A 22052-nucleotide genomic window follows, 5' to 3' on the forward strand; every position below is an offset into this window, starting at 1 on the left:
GTCCGGGCCTTTCTTTTACTGCTGTAAGGTTCACAGAATCCCCGTTAAGCTTGGTGTCGCAATACACTTGCGACAGCCCAACGGAGTGCCGCATGCGCGTCCTGGTCATCGAAGACAACACCGACATCGCCACCAACATCGGGGACTACCTCGAAGACCGGGGCCATGTCGTCGATTTTGCCGGCGACGGCGTCACCGGCCTGCACCTGGCCGTGGTGCACGATTTCGACGTCATCGTGCTCGACCTTACCCTCCCGGGTATGGACGGGCTCGACGTGGCGAAGAAACTGCGCCACGAAGCCCATAAGCAGACCCCGGTGCTCATGCTCACCGCCCGCGACTCGCTGGAGCACAAGCTCACCGGCTTCGAGTCCGGCGCGGACGATTACATGACCAAGCCGTTCGCCCTGCAGGAGCTGGCCGCCCGGCTGGAAGTCCTGGCGCGGCGAGGCAAGGGTCCGCAGAGCCGCGTCCTCAAGGTCGGCGGCCTGACGTACAACCTGGATACCCTCACGGTGACCCGCGAGGGCAAGTCGATCCAGCTCAACCCGATCGGCCTGAAGCTGTTGCAGGCGCTGATGGAAGCCAGCCCGTCCGTCGTGACGCGCCAGGACCTCGAGCAGCGCGTGTGGGGCGAAGAACTGCCCGATTCGGACTCGCTGCGCGTGCATATCCATGGCCTGCGCGCCGCCATTGATAAACCTTTCGAGAAGCCGCTGATCCACACGCGTCACGGCATCGGATACCGCATGGTCGACCCGGATGCGGTCCAGACGTAAGCTCCGTTTCCGCCTTATTGTCACCTTTACGCTGTTCGGATTTGGCCTGAGTGCGCTCTTCGCATCCGCGGCGATCAACATCCGTACGCGCGTTGAAGAACAGCTGATCAACTCGGCCCTCCAGGACGAAGTCGATTCGCTGAACCAGAAGGTTCGCAATAACCAGCCCGTCTCCTTTGAGATCCTCAAGGGAGCGACCTTCAGCGACCGCACGATTTACAAGGCGCCGCTGCCCTGGCAGAACCTGGACACCGGCGTCCACGACATCTTCGACGTGGGCGCGGACGGCAAGCCGCGCCACTACAAGGTGGCCGTGCGTCGGCAGGGCGGCATCATCAACTTCCTTGAGTTCGACGTCTCGCGCGACGAACTGGGCAAGCGCCAGCTGTTGACCAGCGTCATCGCGGCGGTGTTCCTGTTCGCGTTGCTGTCGCTCGTGCTCGGCGTGTGGCTGTCGTCGCGCGTGCTGCGCCCGGTCACCGACCTGGCCCGTCGCCTGCGCGATTTCCGTCGCGTCGGCAAGGCCGAAGCGCTGGCGCCGCATTTCGCCGATGACGAAGTGGGCGAGCTTGCGGTGGCCCTCGATGAGTACGCCACGCGACTCACCGCCGTGGTGGAGCGCGACCGCGAATTCAATTCCGATGTAAGCCATGAGCTGCGCACACCGCTGGCGGTCATCGCCAGCACCACGGAATTGCTGCAGGGTTCGCCCGACCTCACCGACAAGCTGCGTGAGCGCCTGAAGCGTATCGAGCGTGCGTCGCGCCAGGCCACGGAGCTGATTGAAGCGCTGTTGCTGCTTTCTCGCGCGGAGCGTCGCGGCCCCACGCGTGGCGAAGTCACCGACGTAGCCAAGGTGGCCAGCGACGTGATCGAGAGCCAGCGTCCGCAGATGGGTGGCAAGCCCATCGATATCGAGCTGGTGTCCGATGGCTCGGTCGCGGTCAACGCGCCGGCGTCGGTCCTGTCGGTGGCGCTGACCAACCTGATCGGCAATGCGATCAAGTACACGATGGAAGGCAAGGTCACCGTGCGTGTGCTCGAAGGCCGCATCGATGTGATCGACACCGGCCCCGGTATCAAGCCGGAAGACGCCGAGAAGCTGTTCCAGCGCGGCATCCGCGGCGAAAGCGCCACGGGCGGCGGTGCAGGCCTTGGCCTGGCCATCGTGCGCCGCCTGTGCGATCTGTACGGCTGGGATGTCTCGCTGCGCCCGCGCCCCGACATGGCCGGCGCCATCTCGACGATCGACTTCCGCTAAGCCCACTGTCGCACGGCTGTCGTCTCAGCTGTCATCAAGATTTCATCGCGGCATCCCACCATCGCGCGTTCTTACGACGTTGAAGGGATGCACCCTTGATCAAGAAGACCGCACTGGCCATGGCGCTTGCCCTGGCCCTCGTTCCGTTCGCCCATGCGACGGATACCGCGCCCACCGCTACCGATACGACCACGGCCAGCAAGCGCGAAAAGGCCCAGGACCTCGATGCGGTCTCGGTCATCGGCACCGGCGAATCGCGCCAGGTGCAGCGTTCGCGCCCGCAGGACCAGAAGTCCCTGCCGCCGGGTACCAGCCTGCAGAAAGTGTTGAACACCTTGCCCGGCGTGAACGCGCAGTCGGTGGATGCACTGGGTTCGAACGAGCAGTCGATGACGCTGAGCCTGCGCGGCTTCAGTGGCACGCGCCTGGGCTACACGCTGGACGGCATGCCGCTCGGCGACGGCGCGTACAACAACTACAACGGCCTTTCGATCAACCGTGCGCTGATCTCGGAGAACTTTGCGGGCGCCGAGCTCTCCGAAGGCATCGGTAACCTTGGCACGCCCTCCACCAGCAACCTCGGCGGCACCATCGCCTACACGTCGAGCGATCCGCTGAAGACGATGGGCGGCCGCGTGGTGCAGACCTTCGGCAGCGACCAGAACCGCCGTACCTTCGCCCGCTTCGACACGGGTGAGTACCACGGTTTCTCGATGTACCTCTCCGGTGCGCGTACCGAGTCGGACCTGTGGAACAACCAGTCCGCCTATAACAAATCGACCACCAAGCAGTTCAACGGCAAGGCCGTATGGAATGGCGACTGGGCGCGCATCACCGGCTTTGCCGATACCTCGCGCACGACCCAGGCCGACTATTTCTATCTCTCCAAGAGCGAGATGGCGCGTGGCCTCGGCTGGGATTGGGGCGGCTCGGCGCCGGACTGGAACAAGGCCATCGGCAAGGCGTACTGCAACGCCGGTACGCTGAATGCAAAGCTGTGCGATCGCAGCGGCCCGGATACCGATGCCGATGGTGCGTTCACCGCCGGCCAGATCCTGCGCAACGATGATCTGTACTACCTCGCGGGCGACTTCTTCCCCAGCGACACGGTGACGATCCACGCGATGGCGTATCACCATGAGGACGCGGGCGAAGGCCACAACTGGAACAGCGGCACGTATTCCTACCCGGGGACGCCGCAGCAGCTGCCGATCATCTTCCGCAACACGCTCTACACGATCAACCGCAGCGGCGCGCTGCTTTCGGCTGGCTGGGATATCGCGAACCAGCACATCGAAGGCGGGGTCTGGTACGAGCACAACATCTCGTCGGCGTCGCGCTACAGCAGCTACGTCACCGGCCCGCGCGACCTCAGCGCCCCGATCGATGCCACGCCGGACCTGGGCGTGTTCGACCAGCGCACCGTGTGGAACACGCGCCAGGCCTTCCTGCAGGATACGATGTCGTTCATGGACGACCGCCTCACCGTTGACGTGGGTGTGAAGAGCCCGCACGTGACCTCGGATGCCAGCGCGCTTCCGGGCGATGCCGTGAAGCCGATTCCGGCCAGTTCGAACAACCAGTTCGCCACCGGCAAGCTCAGCGCGAGCAAGGCGCTGCTGCCGCAGGCGGGCGTGCGTTACAAGCTGGACGACACGCAGGAAGTGTTCGCCAGCTTCGCCAAGAACATCGCGATGTTCCAGGGCGGCTTCAAGCTTGGCCCGCAGGCCGTCAGCCAGGCGACGTGGGATTCGCAGGGTTCGCTGAAGCCGGAGAAGTCGCGCAGCCTCGAAGCGGGCTATCGCATCGAAGCCGGTTCGATCGCTGCCTCGGCCGCGGCATACACGGTGCGCTTCGACAATCGCCTGCTGCAGTACAACCCCTGCGACTCGCGCAGTCCGGTGGGCCCGACCTGCGGCAACCGCTTCTACAACGTCGGCGGCGTGGATAGCCACGGCGTGGAGCTGACGCTGGTGTGGTCGCCGATCGAAAGCCTGCGCTGGTTCAACTCGGCCTCGTACAACCGCTCCACCTATGCCAGCGATTACACCCAGGCGGGCGTGGTGCAGCACACGAAGGGCAAGATCCAGACCGATACGCCGACCAAGATGTTCGCCACGCAGATCGACTGGAACCAGGGCCCCTGGTTTGCGTCGCTGCGCGGCAAGTACACGGGCAAGCGCTATTACACCTACACCAACGACCGCGGCTTCGGCGGGTTCACGGTGTGGGATGTGTCCGGCGGCTACGACTTCGGCCCGGCGTGGTTTGCAAAGGACATCCGCCTGTCGGTGAACGTGACCAACCTCGGCGACAAGCGCTACGCCAGCAACTTCGATTCCAGCGTGTTCGCGCCGAGCGACCCGACCGGCACCATCTACGTGTTCCACGCGTCGGCACCGCGCCAGTACTTCGCCAACCTGGACGTCCGCTTCTGATGCGCGGGCGGCTCGCGGGATTCATCGCCACGTGCCTCGTCGGGGGCGCTGCCGCGCAGTCCCTCGAAGTGCGCCAGCCGGATGTCACCACCACGCCGCTGCCACGCAGCGTCGTGGTGGGCGATACAACGTACGTGGACCAGGGCCTGGTGGCCGCCGGCGTGCTGCCGGCAGGCACCATCGACTTCCTCGGCGATACGCTGGGCTCGTTCTCGTCGCTCGCGATGGAGCCGGGCTCGTGGAAGCGCCATGGCGATACCTATACCGGCGTGCTGTGGACACTGCCGGACCGCGGACGGAATGATCCCGAGCACAACGTCTTCTTCGATTACGCCGGGCGGGTAAACCGCCTGCGTTTCTCGATGACGATGCCTGCGCACGGCTCACGCATCGCCGGCAAGGTCACTCTTGTGCCCGATGGCGGCATCGCGCTGAAGGACTTCACGGGTAAGCCGTTCACCGGTGCCGAGCCGGGGACAGGTACGCTCACTCAGCGGCGCCTGGTACTTCCCGCCCCGGGTAGCGGTATTGGCGCAGGGAAGATCTCCCTCGATGCGGAATCGCTGCAATTCATCCCGGGTGGCGGCTTCTATGTCGGTGACGAGTACGCCGCGAACGTCTATCGCTTCAACGCGAAGGGCGCGCTCACCGGCGTCCTCGTGCCGCCGAAGGCGGTGCGTCCCGTCGACAAGGACGGCAAGCCGAACTTCACCTCACTGACGCCGCCAGCGACGGGTCGGCGCAATAACCAGGGCGTGGAAGGCATGGCGCTGTCGCCGGATGGCACGCGTCTGTTCGTGATGTTGCAGAGCGCCTTGTTGCAGGATTCGACGGGCAGCGACGCGTCGGGCCGATCGCTGGCCCGCGTGCTGGTGTACGACGTGTCACGCCATGCGACGCCGCCACGGCCGATGGGCCACTACGTGGTGCAGTTGCCTGTGTACGACGATCGTGGGGCTGGTGGCGCACCGAACCGCACGGCGGCGCAAAGCGAGATCCGTGTGCTGGATAACCACCGCTTCCTCATGCTCACGCGTGACGGCAATGGCTGGGGCGCGGAGGGCGGTAAGCCCATCGTCTTCAAGAGCATCGTTATCGTCGATACCGATGGCGCGACGAACCTTGCCGGGACCCGCTACGAAACCGCGACGGCCTCGGTGCTCGGGCAGGGCGGTGCACTGCGCAGCGACATCCATGCGGCAGCGTGGAAGCCGCTGGTGAACCTGCTAGATCCCGACGATCTCAAGCGCGTGGGCCTCTCGCTTGAGTCCGGCCACGACGGGCTGGCGCAGTTGTCGGAGAAGTGGGAAGCCATGGATCTGCTACCGGCGCTGGATGACGCGCACCCCGACGACTGGTTCCTGCTCGTCGGCAACGACAACGACTTCATCGCCAGGCATTGCGTGATGGAAGGGCAGGCCTGCGATTCACCGATCGACAATGACAACCGGATCCTCGTCTACCGGGTAACGCTGCCCGCACGCTAGGGATGTAGGAGCGCACCCTGTGCGCGACATCTTTCGCCACAGAACTACATAGCCACAGAGCCGCAGGGCCTGCAGCGCCGTCGCGAAAGATGTCGCCCACAGGGTGGGCTCCTACGGGGGTGCGTTACGGTGAGGCGAGACGCATCGCGGGGGCGGTGGTTTCCAGCAGGTCGCATTCAAGCACGCCCTTCTGGCCCTGTGCCGCGGTCATCAGGTGCAGCTGGCTGCGCGCCGACATCATGCCCATCTTCACTTCCTGCCACACGTAGTACGTCTGGCCGGCCTGGAGGTCGATGTTGAGGTCGGCGTTCTTTTCCGAAAGCGACGAGATGACGTGCTTGCCCGGCGTCACGCCCAGGCGCAGGAACGACTTCGGGCCGGTTTCGCCCACCAGCATGCCGTCGATGTCCACCGGCATCTTGATGGCGCTGCCGAGGATTTCATTGCGGTAGATGTAGACAACCGCCTTGTCGGTGACAGGCGTGAACGTCTTCGCCTGCGAGCTGGCGGCACTGCTGGCCTTGTTGACGCTGGCGCAGCCCGAGACAAGACAAGCCACGGCGATGGCCGCCGCGGCGAGGGTCGATAACTTCATGTTGTGATCCCCTGGTCCGTTAGCCAGTCAAGGCCTGGAATGCGCCCCCTGGCGCGCGGATGCTAGCGCGACGCAGGGGGAGGGAATCAATAGGCCTTTCGTTAGACCGGCTCGAGCCAGCCCCAGCGGTCGGCGGTCTTGCCGTTGAACAGGCCGAAGTACAGCTCCTGCAGGCGACGGGTGATCGGGCCACCCTTGCCGCTGCCGATCTTCTTGCCGTCCACCGCGCGGATCGGAGTGACCTCGGCGGCGGTGCCGCACATCAGGATCTCGTCGGCGAGGTAGAGGTACTCGCGCGGCATGTCGCGCTCGACCACTTCGATGCCTTCCTCGCGGGCCAGCGTCATCAGCGTGTGGCGGGTGATGCCGGTGAGGATCGAGGCGCTGGCCGGCGTCGTGTGCAGCGCACCGTCGAACACCAGGAACAGGTTCTCGCCTGCGCCTTCGCTGAGCAGGCCGGTGGAGGCCAGGGCAATGCCTTCGCCGAAGCCGAGGCGACGCGCTTCACGCGCGATCAGCTGGCCGGAAAGGTAATTGCCGCCGGCCTTCGCGCCCGCCGGGATCGTGTTGGGAGCAAAGCGCTGCCAGCTCGACACGCACGCGTCGATACCGTTTTGCAGCGCCTCGGGCCCGAGGTACGGACCCATCGGCCAGCTGGCCACGGCCACGTCGATCGGGGTTTCGGCCGAGAGGCCAAAGCCGCCGAGGCCGCGGTAAGCCACCGGGCGCAGGTAGGCGGCGGTGAGGCCGTTCTTCTTCACCACGTCACGGCAGGCGGCAGCCAGCTCGTCCATGGTGTACGGCAGTTCCATGTCGTAGATCTTCGCCGACAGGAACAGACGCTTCAGGTGGTCGGTGAGGCGGAAGATCGCCGCGCCATCGGGCGTCTCATAGCTGCGGATGCCTTCGAACACGGACGAGCCGTAGTGAAGGGCGTGGGACATGACGTGCGCGGTAGCATCGCGCCAGGGCTTGATCTGCCCGTTCTGCCAGATCCATTCGGGGTAGTTCTGCGACATGGGGAGCGCTCCGGAGGGGACCGCCCATGATAACGGGTACCTCCGGCGTTCACATGGCGCGCCGCGCCATGGCGGCTCAGGCCGGCGGGCGCAGCCAGAGGCAGCCCGCGTCGCGGACCACCCCGAAGTGGACCTGGTGCGAGGCCTCGCCGCCCCCGGGCACCCGGGTGACCGCGGTGATGCCGTCCGCCTCGTCACCCTCCAGGGAGAGCAGGGTCTGCTTCACCACGGCTTCCAGGTTGCGGATGTTCTCCACCGCGCCCCCGCTGCCGTACCCGCTCCACAGGGTGAGCCCGCCAATCCGGTTGGCGTCGCGCTGGTTGAAGGCGGAGGCGACGGCTACCCGCAGGGTGGCCATGTCCTTGGCGCAGAGCAGGCCCGTGGAGGGCGAGGTGCCCGCGGGCGCCTCGGTGCTGGAGGCGGCCGCCGGTGGCGCGATGGAGCGGGCGCCCAGGTTGCCGCAGGGCTGGTCGGTGAAGACCGGGCCGCCGTCCTTGCCCACGCAGCGGTGGACCTGGGTCTGCGCGGCAGCAGGGAAGGCGACGGACAGCAGGAAGAGCGTCAGGAGCAGGAGGGCGGCGCGGATCACGGAAGTCGCATGGTGGTGGCTCGGGCCGCCATCATCCGCGACGGCGGCTTAGCGCATGGTGACGGCGCGCACGTTTGCCATCACGCCTTCACGCCAGGCGCTCGAGCACGGCCGTGGTCGCCCGGGCGCGGTTGATCGTATAGAAGTGCAGGCCGGGGGCGCCGCCGTCGAGCAGGCGGCGGCAGAGCTCGGCCACCACCTCCGCACCCAGTTCACGCACGGCGGCCGCGTCGTCGCCGTGGGCACGCATGCGCTGGACGATCCAGCGCGGGATCTCCGCGCCGCACTGCTCGGAAAACCGGCGCAGCTGGCTGAAATTGGCGATGGGCATGATGCCGGGGACGATCGGAACGGTGACGCCCAGGCGGGTCACGTCGTCGACGAAGCGGAAATACGCATCGGAGTTGAAGAAATACTGGGTGATCGCGCCGTTCGCGCCGGCATCGCACTTGGCCTTGAAGTGGCGCAGGTCCACCAGGGCGTTTTCGGCCTGGGGGTGGGTCTCCGGGTAGGCCGCCACTTCGATATGGAAGTGGTCGCCGCTGTGCTCGCGGATGAAGGCGACCAGCTCCGCGGCGTAGCGGAAGTCACCCGGGGTGGCCATGCCCGAGGGCAGGTCGCCGCGCAGGGCGACGATGCGGCGGCAGCCGCGCTCTTTGTACTCATCCAGCAGGGCGCGGATCTCGGCCTTCGTCCCGCCCATGCACGACAGGTGCGGGGCCACGGAGAGGCCATGGTCGGCGCGCAGGCGGCGCACGGTATCGCCGGTGTAGCTCAGCGTGGAGCCGCCCGCGCCGAAGGTCACCGAGACATAGTCCGGCGCGTGGCCCTTCAGTTTCTCAACCGCCTTGTCCAGCTGGTCGCGCTGTTCGTCGGTTTTGGGCGGAAAGAACTCGAAGCTGATGGCTGGCATGGGAAGGCACCCGGACACGATGGCTCCGAGTATATATCTTTGCATCCAGATGGAAAGATGGCTAATCGCCCGTTCACCGGACTGAGGCAAGATGGCCTTCCATCCGCCCATCCGCCTGGAGCCCTTCGATGCCGGCCTTCACCCCCGCCGTTCCGCCCTGTTCCGCCGACATGATCGCCCTGGTGGCCGATGCCAGCGACGGCGACTTCAACGGGATGTCGCACGGGGGCACCTACCTGGTGCTGACCAACAAGAGCGGCAAGGCGTGCATCGTCGCCGGCTTGCCCGCCGTCACGATGAAGGATGCGAAGGGGGCCGTGCTGCCGGTGGCACGCAAGGCGCCGGTCGGCATGCATCCGGGCCCGGCGATCGTCCCCGTGCGTATCGAGCCGGGCGCGAGTGCGCGGCTGTCGCTGCGCTGGGTGTCGGGCGAGGTGTTCGATCAGAGCCGTTGCCTGGATCCGGCGCGCGTCGAACTGCGCTTCGGCAACCAGGTGCTGGGCGCGCCGCTCAACGCGCATCTGTGCGGCGAAGCCGGCAAGTCCATCGATATCGACCAGTCGCCGCTTACGACGGCCCAGAAGTAACCGCTCGTTCGCGACGAAAAAAAGGGCGCCGGTAAGGGCGCCCTTTTCGTGTGTCGCTATGGTGCGATGGATCAGTAGCGGTAGTGGTCCGGCTTGTACGGGCCTTCCACCGGCACGCCGATGTAGTCGGCCTGGTCCTTGGTCAGCACGGTGAGCTTCACGCCGATCTGTTCCAGGTGCAGGCGCGCCACTTCTTCGTCCAGCTTCTTCGGCAGGCGGTACACGGTGTTCTCGTACTTATCCTTGTTCGCCCACAGGTCGAGCTGGGCGAGGGTCTGGTTCGAGAAGCTGTTCGACATGACGAAGCTCGGGTGGCCGTGGGCGCAGCCGAGGTTCACCAGGCGGCCTTCGGCCAGCATGTAGATGCTGTTGCCGGTAGCGTTGAAGGTGTAGCGGTCCACCTGCGGCTTGATGTTCTCGCGGGTGACGTCCTTCGCGCCGTTCAGGCGATCCATCTGGATCTCGTTGTCGAAGTGGCCGATGTTGCAGACCAGGGCGTTGTTCTTCATCTTCGCCATGTGTTCCAGCGTGATGATGTCCTTGTTGCCCGTGGTGGTCACGTAGATATCGCCGAGGCCGAGGGTCTCTTCGATCGTGGTGACCTGGAAGCCTTCCATCGCGGCCTGCAGGGCGTTGATCGGGTCGATCTCGGTCACGATCACGCGGGCGCCGAAGCCCTTCAGCGAATGCGCGCAGCCCTTGCCCACGTCACCGTAGCCGCAGACGACGGCGATCTTGCCGGCGACCATCAGGTCGGTGGCGCGCTTGATGCCATCGGCCAGCGATTCGCGGCAGCCGTAGAGGTTGTCGAACTTCGACTTGGTCACCGAGTCATTGACGTTGATCGCGGGCACCAGCAGCTTGCCGGCTTCGGCGAGCTGGTACAGGCGATGCACGCCGGTGGTGGTCTCTTCGGAGACGCCCTTCCACTCGGCGGCGATCTTCTTGAACCAACCCGGACGCGCCGCGGCGGTCTTCTTGACCAGGTCCTTGATGACCTGCTCTTCGTGGTTGCCGCTCGGGGTGTTGACCCAGTCGGAACCGTCTTCGAGTTCCACGCCCTTGTGGATGAACAGCGTGGCGTCGCCACCGTCGTCCACGATGAGCTGCGGGCCGAGTTCGCCCGGGTGGGTCAGCATGTCGAGCGTGCAGTCCCAGTATTCCTCCAGCGATTCACCCTTCCAGGCGAACACCGGCAGGCCACCGTCGGCGAGGGCGGCGGCCACGTCGTCCTGGGTGGAGAAGATGTTGCACGAGGCCCAGCGCACCGAGGCGCCCAGCTCGCGGAGGGTTTCCGCCAGCACGGCGGTTTCCTTGGTGACATGCAGCGAGCCGGACAGGCGCACGCCCTTCAGCGGCTTGTCGACGGCGTAGCGGGCGCGGATCTGCATCAGGCCCGGCATTTCCTCTTCCGCCATGCGAATGCGGCGGCGGCCGAGAGCGGCCTGGGAGAGGTCACGGACTTTGAAATCCTGGGTGGCGGTGTCTTTGGTGACAGCGTTCATGGTGGCGTAGCTCCGGATGGTCACGGGGGCGCCGTTGTACAGAAAGCCGCGCCGAGCCTGGCCATCGGGGGAACCCCTACGGTCGCAGCGCCCCTCGGCGGGCGAAACGGTCTGCCATTGTATCGCGGAATCCGGATGAGCAGATAAACACATTTTTTTATGTACTCTCGGGGTTCCGATACCAGCAGAGAGCCTGATGGAAGCCGTACGCGACCCCGAATTCCTGCCCCACGACGGCCCCCTGCGCGAGGATGTACGCCGCCTGGGCGCCCTGGTAGGCCAGATGCTGGCTGAACAGGGCAGGCAGCCCTTCTTCGAGCGGGTAGAGGCTGTCCGCACCGCCGCCATCCACCGCCGCCGCAGCGGCGCGGCCGTGGATGCCCTGGCCAGCACCCTCACCGGCCTGGGCGCCGCCGACGCCGAGGCACTGGCCCGTGCCTTCGCCACCTACTTCCAGGCCGTGAACACGGCCGAGCGGGTCCACCGTATCCGCCGCCGGCGCGACTACCAGCGCGAGGGCAAGGGCGCGCAGCCGGAATCGCTGGCCGCGGTGCTCGGCCAGCTCAAGGCTGATGGCGTCACCCGCGAGGAGCTGACCACCTTGCTGGGCAAGCTCGACGTGGAGCCGGTGTTTACCGCGCATCCCACCGAGGCGGTGCGCCGTTCGCTGCTCGAGAAGGAGCAGGAGATCGTTCGCGCGCTGGTCGACGAGTTCGACCCCACCCGGACGCCGCAGGAATTGCGTGACGACGATGCGCGCATCCTGATGGCCCTCTCGGCCGGCTGGCAGACGGCGGAAGCCTCGCCCGTGCGGCCGAGCGTTTCCGACGAGTTCGACCACGTCGGCTTCTATGTCTCCCGCCCGATCTACCGCGTGCTGCCGGCGTTGTACGAAGCGCTCGAACAGGCGCTCGCCGAACACTACGGCGACGGCGTGGTGATTCCGCGCCTGCTGCGTTTCGCCACGTGGGTGGGCGGCGACATGGACGGCAATCCGAACGTCAACGCCGACACCATTGCGGCCACGCTCGCCGCGCAGCGCACGCTGGTGCTGGAGCGCTACGTGGAAGGTGTCAACGAGCTGGGTCGCCTGCTCAGCCAGACGATCGACCGCGTGTCGCTGGACGACAAGCTTTCCCGCCGACTCGAGGACTATCGCGAACGCCTGCCCGATGCGGCCGCGCGCATCCGTCCGCGGCATGCCGACATGCCGTATCGCGCGTTCCTCACCTTTGTGGCCGCCCGCCTGGAAGCCACCCAGCACGAAGGCGATGACGGTTATCGCTCGGCCAATGAATTCATCGACGACATCGCGCTGATCGAGAAAAGCCTGGTGAATCACGGCGGGCGCCACGCGGGTGCGTATGCCGTCGGCCGCCTGCTGTGGCGGGCACGCACCTTCGGATTCCACCTGGCGCGGCTGGATGTGCGCCAGGACGCGCGCGTGCACGATGAAGCGCTGGCCGCGCTGCTGGACGACTGCGGCTGGGCGGATCGCGATGCCGACGCACGGGTGATAACGCTGCGACCTTACGCGGCGGGCGAACGCAGCTTCGTCGCCGGGGAGGACCATGACGCCGCCGGCATGCTCCGCGCGGTGTTCGCGACGCTGGCCGATTCGCGCAAGCGTTACGGGCACGAAGCCACGGGCCTTTACATCATCAGCATGGCCGAGACCGCTGCCGACGTGCTCGCCGTGCTGGCGCTGGCCCGCCGGGGCGGCCTGCTCGAAGACGGCCGCGTACCGCTGGATGTCGCGCCGCTGTTCGAGACCATCGACGACCTGAAGGGCGGTCCCGCCACCTTGCAGGCGCTGCTCGACGACCCGGTGTACCGGGCACACCTGAAGGCGCGTGGCGATCGCCAGTGGGTGATGCTGGGCTATTCCGATAGCGGCAAGGACGGTGGCACCGTGGCCTCCAAGTGGAGCCTGCAGCGTGCGCAGGTCGAGCTTCTGGAAGTCGCCTCGAAGGCCGGTATCCGCGTCGCCTTCTTCCACGGCCGTGGCGGTTCGGCCAGCCGCGGCGGGTCACGGATCACCCCGGCGCTGATGGCCTCCCCGCGGGGTTCGGTGGCGGGCGTGCTGCGTGTCACCGAGCAGGGCGAAGTGATCCACCGCAAGTACGGCATCCGCGCGCTGGCGGTGCGTAACCTCGAGCAGACCCTGGGCGCGGTGATGCGCGCGTCGCTGCGTCCGCGCGTCACCGAAGTGCGCGAGTCCGGCTGGAAGGACGTGATGGTCCGGCTCTCCGACGAGAGCCGCAGGGCCTACCGCGCCTTCGTCGACATGGATGGTTTCGTCGATTACTTCCGCGGCGCCACGCCCATCGATGTGATCGAGCGGATGACCCTCGGTTCGCGCCCGGCACGCCGGCGCAGCATGAAGGGCGTGGAAGACCTGCGCGCCATCCCGTGGGTGTTCTCGTGGACGCAGTGCCGCGCGGTGCTCACCGGCTGGTACGGCCTGGGCAGCGCGCTGGAAACGGTGGCGAAGGAATGCGGCGAGGAAACGCTGCAGCGCATGGCGCGCGAGTGGGCGTTCTTCACCACGATGCTCGACGATGTCGAGATGGTGCTGGCGAAGGCGGACATCGATATTGCCGAAGCGTTTTCCACGCTGGCCGGGCCGCTGCATAAGCGCTTCTTCCCGAAGATCCGCGAGGAGTTCGAGCGGACGGTGCGCTGGGTGCTGAAACTCAAGGACGCGAACGAGCTGTTGCAGCGCGAACCGCGGCTGGCGAATTCGATCCGCCTGCGTAACCCGTACGTGGACCCGATGAGCCTGCTCCAGGTGGACCTGCTCAAGCGCTGGCGTGCCACGGGGGGCAAGGACGATGCGCTGCTCAATGCGCTGGTCGCGTGCGTCAACGGTGTCTCGCAGGGCCTGCAGAACACCGGCTGAGGCCGGGGCAGGGTGGGAAGCGATCACCGCTTCCCACCCGCCGTTCCTCAGGGGGTGCTACCGGCGCGAATCGTCTCTTCGTTGATCTTGCGCACGCGGGCTTCGTCTACCTTTTCGATCTTGCGGTCGTAGGTGTACAGGCCGTTGTGTTCGCCTTCGACGTCCGTGATCTGCGTATAGACGCTGCCCGACACGCCGATGCCCGGACCCTTGTCGCGCAGCACCGCGGTGTTGGCGACGTAGCCATCGTTCAGCGCGGCGTTGTCCTTCACCGAGCCATACGGATTGATCGCCGTGTTCGGCCAGATATGGCCGTCCACGCCCAGGGTGAGGCCGCCGTGCTCGCCGTCCATCGAGGCGCGGGTGGCATCCGGCGCGGGCAGGCCCGGGCCCTGGTAGTCGTGCACATCGATCAGGTCACCCGCGTGCGGATCGCCCTTGGTGTCGCAGCAGTTCGCACCGCTGCGCGCGTTGACCAGGCGCGACGGATCGAGCTGCTTGATCTGGGTGGCCAGTTCACCGGCCGCCGGGATGCTCCACTGGCCCCAGCCCTCGTTGAACGGGATCCAGCCGATGATCGAGGTTTCGCCCTTGAGCTGTTCCACGATGGCCGTGACGTCCTTGCGGAAACCGGCCTTCGCCGCGTCGGTGAGCTTTTCATTGTGGCCGTTGGGCAGCGACGGCATGTCCTGCCACACCATCAGGCCGATGTGGTCGGCCCAGTAGTACCAGCGCGCCGGTTCCACCTTGATGTGCTTGCGGATGGTGTTGAAGCCCAGGTCCTTGGTCTTCTGGATGTCGAACTTCAGCGCTGCATCGGTCGGTGCCGTGTGCAGGCCGTCCGGCCAGTAGCCCTGGTCCAGCGTGGCGAGCAGGAAGGTGGTCTTGCCGTTGAGCACGATGCGGTTGAGGCCGCCCACCTTCTTGATGCCGATGGTGCGCAGGCCGGCGTAGCTGGTGACGTCGTCGTGCTTGTCACCCTGCGCCAGCGTGGCCTTGAAGGTGTACAGGAACGGATCCTGCGGGCTCCACAGGTGCGGATGCGCGATGGCCAGCTGCAGCGGCTTGCCGGCCGGGCCCGTGGCTTCGCCCACCGGCTTGCCATCCGCATAGGCGGTGACGTGCAGTGTGGCGTTGTCGCCCGCGCCCTGCAGCTTCGAGGTGACCGTGAAGGCATCGAGGCTGGCGGCCGGCGTGAAGGTGAGCTGGGCCAGGCTTGTCGCGGGCACCGGCTCCAGCCACACGGACTGCCAGATGCCCGAGGCGGCGGTGTAGAAGATGCCTTCCGGCTTCAGGCGCTGCTTGCCCACCATCACGTCTTCACCGTCCACCGGTGCGTGCACGGCCACAACGATCTCCTGCGGGCCCTTCGCCTTCAGCGCCGCGGTGATGTCCGCGGTGAACGAGGTGTAGCCGCCGGTGTGGCGTGCCACTTCCTTGCCGTTGACGTAGACCGTGGCGTCCTGCGCCACCGCGCCGAAGTTCAGCTGCACGTGCTGGCCGTTGGCGGTGAAGGCCGCGGGCACGTCGACCATGCGCCGGTAGACCATGAAGTCCGAGTGCTTCTGCACGCCGGAGAGCACGGATTCCGCAGGGTAGGGCACGAGGATCTTGTCCTTGAGCGTCTGGCCGAAGGTCGGCGTGGCCTGCGCATCGGCCGCCGCGAACTCCCAGAGGCCGTTGAGGCTCATCCACGTCGGATGTTCCAGCGACGGGCGGGCCAGCTGCGGGCGCGGATACTCGGGCAGGGCGTTCTTCGGCGAGACCTTGGCCGTCCACGGGGTGGACAGCGCGGCGGTCTTGCCGCTCCAGGTGTCGCCCTTGTCGGCAGCGGCCATGGCCATGGGGGAGAACGCGGTGGCCAGTGCGAGCGCGAGGCCCGCACGGCGGAGGGGAATGCTGAAATTCATCATCAAGGAGCCTTGGACATGGAAGGGGGCGCATCACTCGGGGCGGTGCCCCAGGTCTTGCTGGGCTGCGGGCCCATCGTGAGTTCCAGCGTGGCGCCATTGACGATGTCGTTATGGCTGAACCACGGCTTGGTCCACGGCTTGCCGTTGAGCGTGGCGGACTGGATGTAGAGGTTCTTTTCCGAGTTGTTCTTCGCGACGATCTCGAAGACCTTGCCGTTGCCCAGGCGCAGGCGGACGTGGTCGAAGATCGGGCTGCCGATGATGTAATCCGGCGTGGACGGATCCACCGGGTAGAAGCCCATGGCGCTCAGTGCGTACCACGACGAGGTCGAGCCCTGGTCGTCCATGCCCGGGTAGCCATAGCCCGTGGAGTCGCTGCCGTACATGTCGGCGAGGATGCGACGGGTCAGCGCCTGGGTCTTCCAGGGCTGGCCGCTCCATGCATACAGGTACGCGGCCTGCTGGTCCGGCTGGTTGCCCTGTACGTACTGGCCGATCACGCCGGTGCAGTCGCGGCAGATGCCCTTCGGCGCATACGGCGTGGTGAAGAACGTATCGAGCTTGGCATTGAACGCATCACGGCCACCGAGCAGGTTCATCAGGCCCTGCACGTCATGCGGCACCAACCACAGCGTGGACCAGCCCGAGCCTTCCTTCATCATGAAGTTGTAGTACGGCTCGGCCGGGTCGAACGGCGAAATCCACTTGCCGTCTTCCGTGCGGCCACGGAAGAAGCCCACGGACGGATCGAAGACGTTTTTGTAGTTCGCGGCACGGCGTTCGAACATCGCGGCGTCGTCGGTCTTGCCAAGGCGGCGGGCCACGTCGGCGAGGGCGTGGTCATCCCAGGCGTATTCCAGCGTGGTGGCCACGCCGGCCTTGCCGCCGGCGTACGGCGGGCTCGGGTTGCCTTCCGGCACGATGTCTGAGATCCAGCCGTTCTTGTCGTACTCGGCAAGGTAACCGCGCGGGCCCTTCGGGTCGGTCGCGTTCTTGCGCAGGGCGTCGTACGCGGCGGCATAGTCGAAGGGGATGCCGCGCTGCTGCGCGCCATCGTAGAGGAACACCGCATGGTCACCATGGAACGAGGTGTTCATGTAGCCACGCTCGACGGCGCGGTCCAGCTCGGAGCGCATGATGTCCTGCACCACCTTGGGCTGGAGCAGCATCAGCAGCGTGATCTGGTTGCGGCCGGTGTCCCAGTACGGCACGGGGCCGTAGTGGTCGTAATCGGCCACCTGGTCCTGGCCCGCCGAGTTCGTGTAGTGCTCACCCTTGCGGGCGATCATGCGCGGGCTGGCAAAGGAGTGGTACAGCGTGGAGTAGAACAGCATGCGCTGCTTCGGCGTGCCGCCGGTCACCTGTACGCGGTCGAACAGCTCGCCCCAGATGGCGCGGGCCTTCGCGTGCACACGGTCGAAATCGGTGTCGCTGTCCTGCGCCTTGAGTCGCTGCTCGGCCTCCTGCGCGCTGTGGCCATGCGCGATGCGCACCACCACCTGGTCGCCGGCCTTGGTATCGAAGGTGACATAAGCGCCGGCGTAATTGCCCGACACCTTGTTGCGGCCGGTCTGGACGTCTTCGCGGCCCAGGCCTTCGCCCTTCTCGGTCACTTCGGCGTGGAAGGTGCCGAACTTGGTGAAGGGGCGCGAGAACTCGGCGACGAAGAACGGGCCATCGGTATCGCGGTCGCGGCGGCCGGTCGTGGCCGCGCCACGGATCGTGTGGTCGTCGACCACTTCCACGTCACCACCGTCGCGGCGCAGGTTCAGCACCACGTTGGAGCGGTGGCTTTCCGGGAAGGTGAAGCGCATCAGGCTGGTCCACTGCGTGGCAGTGAGCTCCACCTTGGTATGGAACGTGGCCAGGTCCACCGCGTAGTAGCCGGGCGAGGCTTTCTCGGTGGCCTTGTCGTAGTACGAGGTGGCGTAATCGGGCGGGACGGTCCAGTCGCCGACCACCGGCATCACCAGCGGCGCACCGCGTGCGCCATACGTGGAACCGCCGCCACTGAAGCCGACCATCGCCGGACGGCGGTAGTCATAGGCCACGGGGACGCCGGTGGCAAAGCTGAGGTCGGCATTGATGTTCACCGGTGCGGCTTCGGTCGCGCTTTCCGGCAGGCTGGCGCCGGGCGTGGTCATGCCGGTGTAGAGCGGCTCGCCCGGGGGCGGCGCGTTGCCGATCAGCTCCTGGCGATCGAGCGAGGCGGTGCCGACGAGCGGGTTGGCTTCGTCAACGGGCGAACGTTTCGGAGGGGTGGCGCCGACGGTGCCCAGCAGGGCGAGCGACACAGCGACGACGAGAGCACGGCGGGAGGCGCGTGCCTTGGAAGAATTCATGATGTTGTCCTTCGACGGAGTGGGGATGCATCCGTTGAAACGAAGACGGGGCCAGGCGATGTGCCTGGCCCCGTCGATTTTCTTACTTGTCCGATTCACCACCGAACTTGTAGGTCACACCCAGGTAGTACTGGCGGCCCGGGTACAGCAGCTGGACCAGTCGTGCACGGGTGTCGCCACCGAGATAGGTGTGCGGCGTGGCCTTGTTGAAGTTGATGATCGACGCCGTGACCATGAAGTGCTTGTTGAATTCATAGTCGCCGTTCAGGTCGATCTGGTGGTACGGCTGCGCGTACACCGGCAGGCCCGACGCCAGGCCGGTCATGGTGCGGCCGGTCCAGTTGTCGCTCGCACGCAGCAGCAGGCCATTCTTTTCATAGAACAGCGAGGCGTTCGCCGCGTACTTCGCGCTGCCGATCAGCTCGGCCTTGCCCACCTGCGTATCGCCCAGGGAGACCGCCGTTTCGTTGGTCTTGTTGAGCGTGTAGTTCAGGATGTAGCCGAAGCCCGAATCCCAGGTGTGCTGGTTGTAGATTTCCACACCCTTCGACGTACCCGAACGACCGTTCGCGTTGGTGCTGTACTGCAGGAAGTTCGTCTGCGTGCCACCGACGTCAACGTTGATGTTGTTGACGGTGACCGGGACGACGAAGTTCTTCACCTTCTTCTGGAACAGATCCACGCCGACGACCGAATGCGGGCCGTAGTACCACTCGCCGGCCAGGTCGAACTGGGTGGCCGTGAACGGCTTCAGGTCGGCATTGGCACCGGAACCGTACCAGCCCGGCAGGGGAGCACCGAACTGCTTGCGGTCGTTGTAGTACTCCTGCGTGTTGTTGGTCAGCTGGCCGAGCTGGGCGAGGTCCGTGTAGTTGGCACGGGCCAGCGCCTGCGAGCCGGCGGCACGGAGGATGAAGTCATCCCAGATCGTCCACGCGATGTTGAAGCTCGGCAGGAACTTGTTGTAACGCTTCTGCGTCGTCGAGTTGGTGTAGTTCTCGATGACCGACACTTCGCGCGGCAGGTACTGGAAGTCACCCGGGGCGCACGCACCGCCGCCCGCGTTCACGCCCGACGCCGGGCAGATCAGGATGTTGCCCTGCGGATCGTGGTAGTACACCGCGTTGTTCGTGGTGACCTGGTTGGCGACTGTGAGGTCCTGCTTCGTGGTGACGAAGCGCAGGCCGACGTTACCGCGGATGGTGCCGGTGTCGAAGTTCGCCTGCACGTAGGCCGCAGCCACCTTCTCACCGATCGACGACTTGTTCTGCGGCTTGTTGTAAAGCGTGCGGTCGTAGGTCGAGTTCAGGTAGTTGTAGTACGCCGGGAAGTTGATCGCCGGGAAGATGTCGTCGCCGTACGCGTGGTTCACGCCGTTGAGGTAGTTCGGCTCAAGGAAGCCGGCCGGCAGCTGGCCCGCGTTTGGATCGCAGGTCTGGAACTGCAGCTGGGTGCCCTTGCAGTACCAGCGCACTTCGTTGCTCTGCTGTTCGGCATTGGCGTCGGTGTACTTGCCGCCAAACTGGATCGACTGCAGCCAGGTGGAATCCAGCGACCAGGTGAAGTCGGCCTGCGCGAAGTTCTGCGAGTTCGAGGTGTTGACCATGTTCGAACCGGTGGAACCCAGGTCGACCTGGCCCGCGCCGTTGATCATGTTCTGCAGCACGCCCTGCTCGGCACTGATGCCCGGCTTGCCGGCCACGTCGGTACCGGAGGTGGTCCACGACGCGCCATCGCTGCCGTTCACCCACTGGCCGTTCACGAAGTTACGCGGCTTGGCAGCCATGCCCAGTTCGACCGACGGGCCGCCCTTGGCCCAGGTGCGGCCGAGGTTGAACGAACCGCTGAGCGAACCGCCGTTGTCCCATTCGCCTTCCAGGTTGAGGGTCTGCGAGGTGGCCTTTTCGACCGAGTAGTTGCCGTTGAGCCACGGAATTTCCGTGGAGCAGACGTCGACGGCCTGGCGGGCCGCGCCGGTCACCGGGTTGACGGCCGAGTTACAGCCCACGCCCGCAGCCGGGAGCTTGTAGTTCGCGCCGGTAACGATGGTGTGCGACGGGTCGAAGGTCAGGCCGTTCGGTGCCAGCAGGCGGCCGTTCTGGTCCGCGAAGTTGGAGTTGTTCGGCAGGCCCCACTCGGGGATTTCCAGCGTATTGGTGATCTGGGTCTGCTGGCGCTCGAAGCGGAAGTAGTTACCCGTCAGCAGGAAGTGGTCGCTGGGCTTGAACTGCATCGTGGCCTGGGCACCCTTGGTCTTCAGGGTCAGGTCGTTGCGGCTCGTGGCGAACTGCTGCGGCATCCAGAAACCGTTGGAGACATTGCCGGCCTGGTCGACGACGCCGTTGCCCCAAAGATCGATGTTGTTGTTGACCGCGGCATCGTACGGGTTGCCGTGGATGTCCACCGGCGACTGCGTGCAGGTGGTGTGGTCCTTGCAGTTATCCGACCACCAGTGCCAGCTCGAGGCATCGGCTTCGTACGTGGTCGCCTGGCGCTTCTGGTACGAACCGGCGACGAGGACGCCGAAGGTCTCGTCCTTGTTCTTCCACGACCACAGGGCCGAACCCTGTGGCTCGGTCTTCGCGCTGGTGTCGGAGCTGGCGGCGGTGCCCGAGACAAAGCCTTCGTTGGCAGCCATTTCCAGCGGGCGGCGCGTGCGCAGGTCGACGTTACCGCCGATGCCGCCTTCGTCCAGGCGGGCTTCAAGGCTCTTGTAGAGCTTGATGTCCGAGAACATGTTGGCCGGGAACAGCGTGTAGTTGAACGAACGCGTCAGGCCGGCCGAGGTATCGGCCGAGGCGACGTAGTTGCCGTTCAGTTCGGTGTAGGTCAGTTCGGGAGCGAGGCCGCGGATGCTGACGGTCTTGCCTTCGCCGGATTCACGGCTGATGACGACGCCCGGCACGTGGGCCAGCGCGTCCGCGATGTTCTTCGCCGGGAACTGCGCGATGTTCTGCGCGTTGATCACTTCGACGATGGAGTTGGCTTCGCGCTTGTCCTGGACGTTCTGCTCGATCGACTGGGCATAGGTGGTGACGACCACCGTATCCAGGTTCGTGGCGTTCTGGTCCTTACCTGCCTTCTGGTCTTTATTGGTTTTCTTCGCGGCTACCGTGTCATCGGTTTGCGCAGGCGCGGCTGCGGTGGTGGCGGCAGGCGCTGCTGTCTGCGCGAACGCGGTCGCGGGTACGCCGATGAAACCGGCGATCGACAGGGTAGCGGTGGCGAGCGCGGCGCAGAGCGGCTTGCGCTTAAGCATGTGTGGCAGATAAGTCACTTTTGAATTCCCTCAGTGGTGTGCGCCATGTTTGGAGTCGGCGCGGTGTCCCCCGTACATCACTGCTGCAGATGCCCGATCTATTCGTGCACGTGCCCCTCCTCATCCTGTGCTTGGATCGATCCAAATTTCAGGCAGCCGATCCCGTTCCCCAGCCCGGCAGCTATGGTTATGTCGCTCTACAAAGTTTTCCCCTGGGGGGAAGCATCTGCTTCCAAACCCTCCCCGCCCCGGTTTCCGTCATTCAGGTTCAGGGGCTTTTCGCCCGCAACCTTTCCTGACTTGGATCGATCTAACTCCCCGTGGGGCGAATTAAGACGCCGAAGTTGCAAGGTGTCACGCTGCGCCGCAAAAAAACTCGGCTAAAGCTCCCCCGGACCCTGCCGAAAACGGCTTGGCATGACTGGCGTCATTCGCCGTCCAACCCGCTTTCCTCCTCAGGTTT

At 65.7% G+C, this 22052-nt stretch carries 14 protein-coding genes and 1 riboswitch; of the genes, 6 read left to right on the forward strand and 8 right to left on the reverse strand.

Annotated elements, in window-relative coordinates:
• Window positions 1-92: 92 nt before the first annotated feature.
• The 4 genes from FIV34_RS03135 to FIV34_RS03150 all read left to right on the forward strand — a co-directional run bounded on the left by FIV34_RS03135 (window position 93) and on the right by FIV34_RS03150 (window position 5965).
• On the forward strand, window positions 93-779 hold the full coding sequence (locus FIV34_RS03135; RefSeq protein WP_072322110.1) for a response regulator transcription factor: 687 nt from the start codon (window positions 93-95) through the stop codon (window positions 777-779).
• Entirely contained in the window at window positions 763-2040 is a 1278-nt protein-coding gene (locus FIV34_RS03140) for a sensor histidine kinase (protein WP_139979590.1), read from the forward strand. Before FIV34_RS03135 ends, FIV34_RS03140 begins: the two co-directional genes overlap by 17 nt.
• Window positions 2041-2159: 119 nt before the next feature.
• Entirely contained in the window at window positions 2160-4478 is a 2319-nt protein-coding gene (locus FIV34_RS03145; RefSeq protein ID WP_170207682.1) for a TonB-dependent receptor, read from the forward strand.
• A complete protein-coding gene (locus FIV34_RS03150) occupies window positions 4478-5965 on the forward strand; it encodes an esterase-like activity of phytase family protein (protein ID WP_139979592.1) in 1488 nt (495 codons plus the stop codon). Before FIV34_RS03145 ends, FIV34_RS03150 begins: the two co-directional genes overlap by 1 nt.
• Before the next feature lie 124 nt (window positions 5966-6089).
• Here FIV34_RS03150 and FIV34_RS03155 read toward each other — a convergent pair whose 3' ends face one another.
• The 4 genes from FIV34_RS03155 to metF all read right to left on the reverse strand — a co-directional run bounded on the left by FIV34_RS03155 (window position 6090) and on the right by metF (window position 9081).
• Window positions 6090-6560: a DUF2846 domain-containing protein gene (locus FIV34_RS03155; protein ID WP_139979594.1), complete on the reverse strand. Its 471-nt coding sequence runs from the start codon at window positions 6558-6560 to the stop codon at window positions 6090-6092.
• A 101-nt stretch (window positions 6561-6661) separates the two neighbouring features.
• A complete protein-coding gene (locus tag FIV34_RS03160) occupies window positions 6662-7579 on the reverse strand; it encodes a branched-chain amino acid transaminase (protein WP_139979596.1) in 918 nt (305 codons plus the stop codon).
• 76 nt (window positions 7580-7655) lie between these two features.
• On the reverse strand, window positions 7656-8168 hold the full coding sequence (locus FIV34_RS03165) for a DUF4124 domain-containing protein (RefSeq protein ID WP_246058735.1): 513 nt from the start codon (window positions 8166-8168) through the stop codon (window positions 7656-7658).
• Window positions 8169-8256: 88 nt separating this feature from the next.
• Complete coding sequence (gene metF / locus FIV34_RS03170) at window positions 8257-9081, reverse strand: methylenetetrahydrofolate reductase [NAD(P)H] (RefSeq protein WP_139979598.1); 825 nt, start codon at window positions 9079-9081, stop codon at window positions 8257-8259.
• 128 nt (window positions 9082-9209) lie between these two features.
• On the opposite strand from metF, the gene FIV34_RS03175 reads away from it, so the two are divergent.
• Window positions 9210-9668: a DUF4232 domain-containing protein gene (locus FIV34_RS03175; RefSeq protein ID WP_139979600.1), complete on the forward strand. Its 459-nt coding sequence runs from the start codon at window positions 9210-9212 to the stop codon at window positions 9666-9668.
• Window positions 9669-9739: 71 nt separating this feature from the next.
• Here FIV34_RS03175 and ahcY read toward each other — a convergent pair whose 3' ends face one another.
• A complete protein-coding gene (ahcY, locus tag FIV34_RS03180; RefSeq protein ID WP_139979602.1) occupies window positions 9740-11173 on the reverse strand; it encodes an adenosylhomocysteinase in 1434 nt (477 codons plus the stop codon).
• A gap of 19 nt (window positions 11174-11192) precedes the next feature.
• Window positions 11193-11275, reverse strand: a riboswitch (S-adenosyl-L-homocysteine riboswitch).
• A 94-nt stretch (window positions 11276-11369) separates the two neighbouring features.
• On the opposite strand from ahcY, the gene ppc reads away from it, so the two are divergent.
• Window positions 11370-14075 carry a phosphoenolpyruvate carboxylase gene (gene ppc, locus FIV34_RS03185; protein ID WP_139979604.1) on the forward strand — a complete coding sequence of 902 codons (2706 nt, stop codon included), beginning with the start codon at window positions 11370-11372 and terminating at the stop codon, window positions 14073-14075.
• 47 nt (window positions 14076-14122) lie between these two features.
• Here the strand turns inward: ppc and FIV34_RS03190 are convergent, their stop codons facing one another.
• The 3 genes from FIV34_RS03190 to FIV34_RS03200 all read right to left on the reverse strand — a co-directional run bounded on the left by FIV34_RS03190 (window position 14123) and on the right by FIV34_RS03200 (window position 21607).
• Entirely contained in the window at window positions 14123-15988 is a 1866-nt protein-coding gene (locus FIV34_RS03190) for a glycoside hydrolase family 2 protein (protein WP_139979606.1), read from the reverse strand.
• Window positions 15988-18330 (reverse strand): GH92 family glycosyl hydrolase, encoded by a 2343-nt coding sequence (locus FIV34_RS03195; RefSeq protein ID WP_139979608.1) that lies wholly within the window; start codon window positions 18328-18330, stop codon window positions 15988-15990. The genes FIV34_RS03190 and FIV34_RS03195 overlap by 1 nt, the downstream gene beginning before the upstream one ends.
• Window positions 18331-18412: 82 nt before the next feature.
• The gene (locus FIV34_RS03200; protein WP_139979610.1) at window positions 18413-21607 is read right to left on the reverse strand and encodes a TonB-dependent receptor; all 3195 of its coding nucleotides are present in this window, start codon (window positions 21605-21607) and stop codon (window positions 18413-18415) included.
• Window positions 21608-22052: the final 445 nt, after the last annotated feature.

Origin of the sequence: Luteibacter pinisoli (genome assembly GCF_006385595.1) — a bacterium.
GTDB classification, from domain to species: domain Bacteria; phylum Pseudomonadota; class Gammaproteobacteria; order Xanthomonadales; family Rhodanobacteraceae; genus Luteibacter; species Luteibacter pinisoli.

What these genes read in the sequence shown, in the direction of transcription:
- FIV34_RS03135 (WP_072322110.1), top strand. Translation starts at nt 93, where the DNA reads ATGCGCGTCCTGGTCATCGAAGACAACACCGACATCGCCACCAACATC.
- FIV34_RS03140 (WP_139979590.1), top strand. Translation starts at nt 763, where the DNA reads ATGCGGTCCAGACGTAAGCTCCGTTTCCGCCTTATTGTCACCTTTACG.
- FIV34_RS03145 (WP_170207682.1), top strand. Translation starts at nt 2,160, where the DNA reads ATGGCGCTTGCCCTGGCCCTCGTTCCGTTCGCCCATGCGACGGATACC.
- FIV34_RS03150 (WP_139979592.1), top strand. Translation starts at nt 4,478, where the DNA reads ATGCGCGGGCGGCTCGCGGGATTCATCGCCACGTGCCTCGTCGGGGGC.
- FIV34_RS03155 (WP_139979594.1), bottom strand. Translation starts at nt 6,560, where the DNA reads ATGAAGTTATCGACCCTCGCCGCGGCGGCCATCGCCGTGGCTTGTCTT.
- FIV34_RS03160 (WP_139979596.1), bottom strand. Translation starts at nt 7,579, where the DNA reads ATGTCGCAGAACTACCCCGAATGGATCTGGCAGAACGGGCAGATCAAG.
- metF (WP_139979598.1), bottom strand. Translation starts at nt 9,081, where the DNA reads ATGCCAGCCATCAGCTTCGAGTTCTTTCCGCCCAAAACCGACGAACAG.
- FIV34_RS03175 (WP_139979600.1), top strand. Translation starts at nt 9,210, where the DNA reads ATGCCGGCCTTCACCCCCGCCGTTCCGCCCTGTTCCGCCGACATGATC.
- ahcY (WP_139979602.1), bottom strand. Translation starts at nt 11,173, where the DNA reads ATGAACGCTGTCACCAAAGACACCGCCACCCAGGATTTCAAAGTCCGT.
- ppc (WP_139979604.1), top strand. Translation starts at nt 11,370, where the DNA reads ATGGAAGCCGTACGCGACCCCGAATTCCTGCCCCACGACGGCCCCCTG.
- FIV34_RS03190 (WP_139979606.1), bottom strand. Translation starts at nt 15,988, where the DNA reads ATGATGAATTTCAGCATTCCCCTCCGCCGTGCGGGCCTCGCGCTCGCA.
- FIV34_RS03195 (WP_139979608.1), bottom strand. Translation starts at nt 18,330, where the DNA reads ATGAATTCTTCCAAGGCACGCGCCTCCCGCCGTGCTCTCGTCGTCGCT.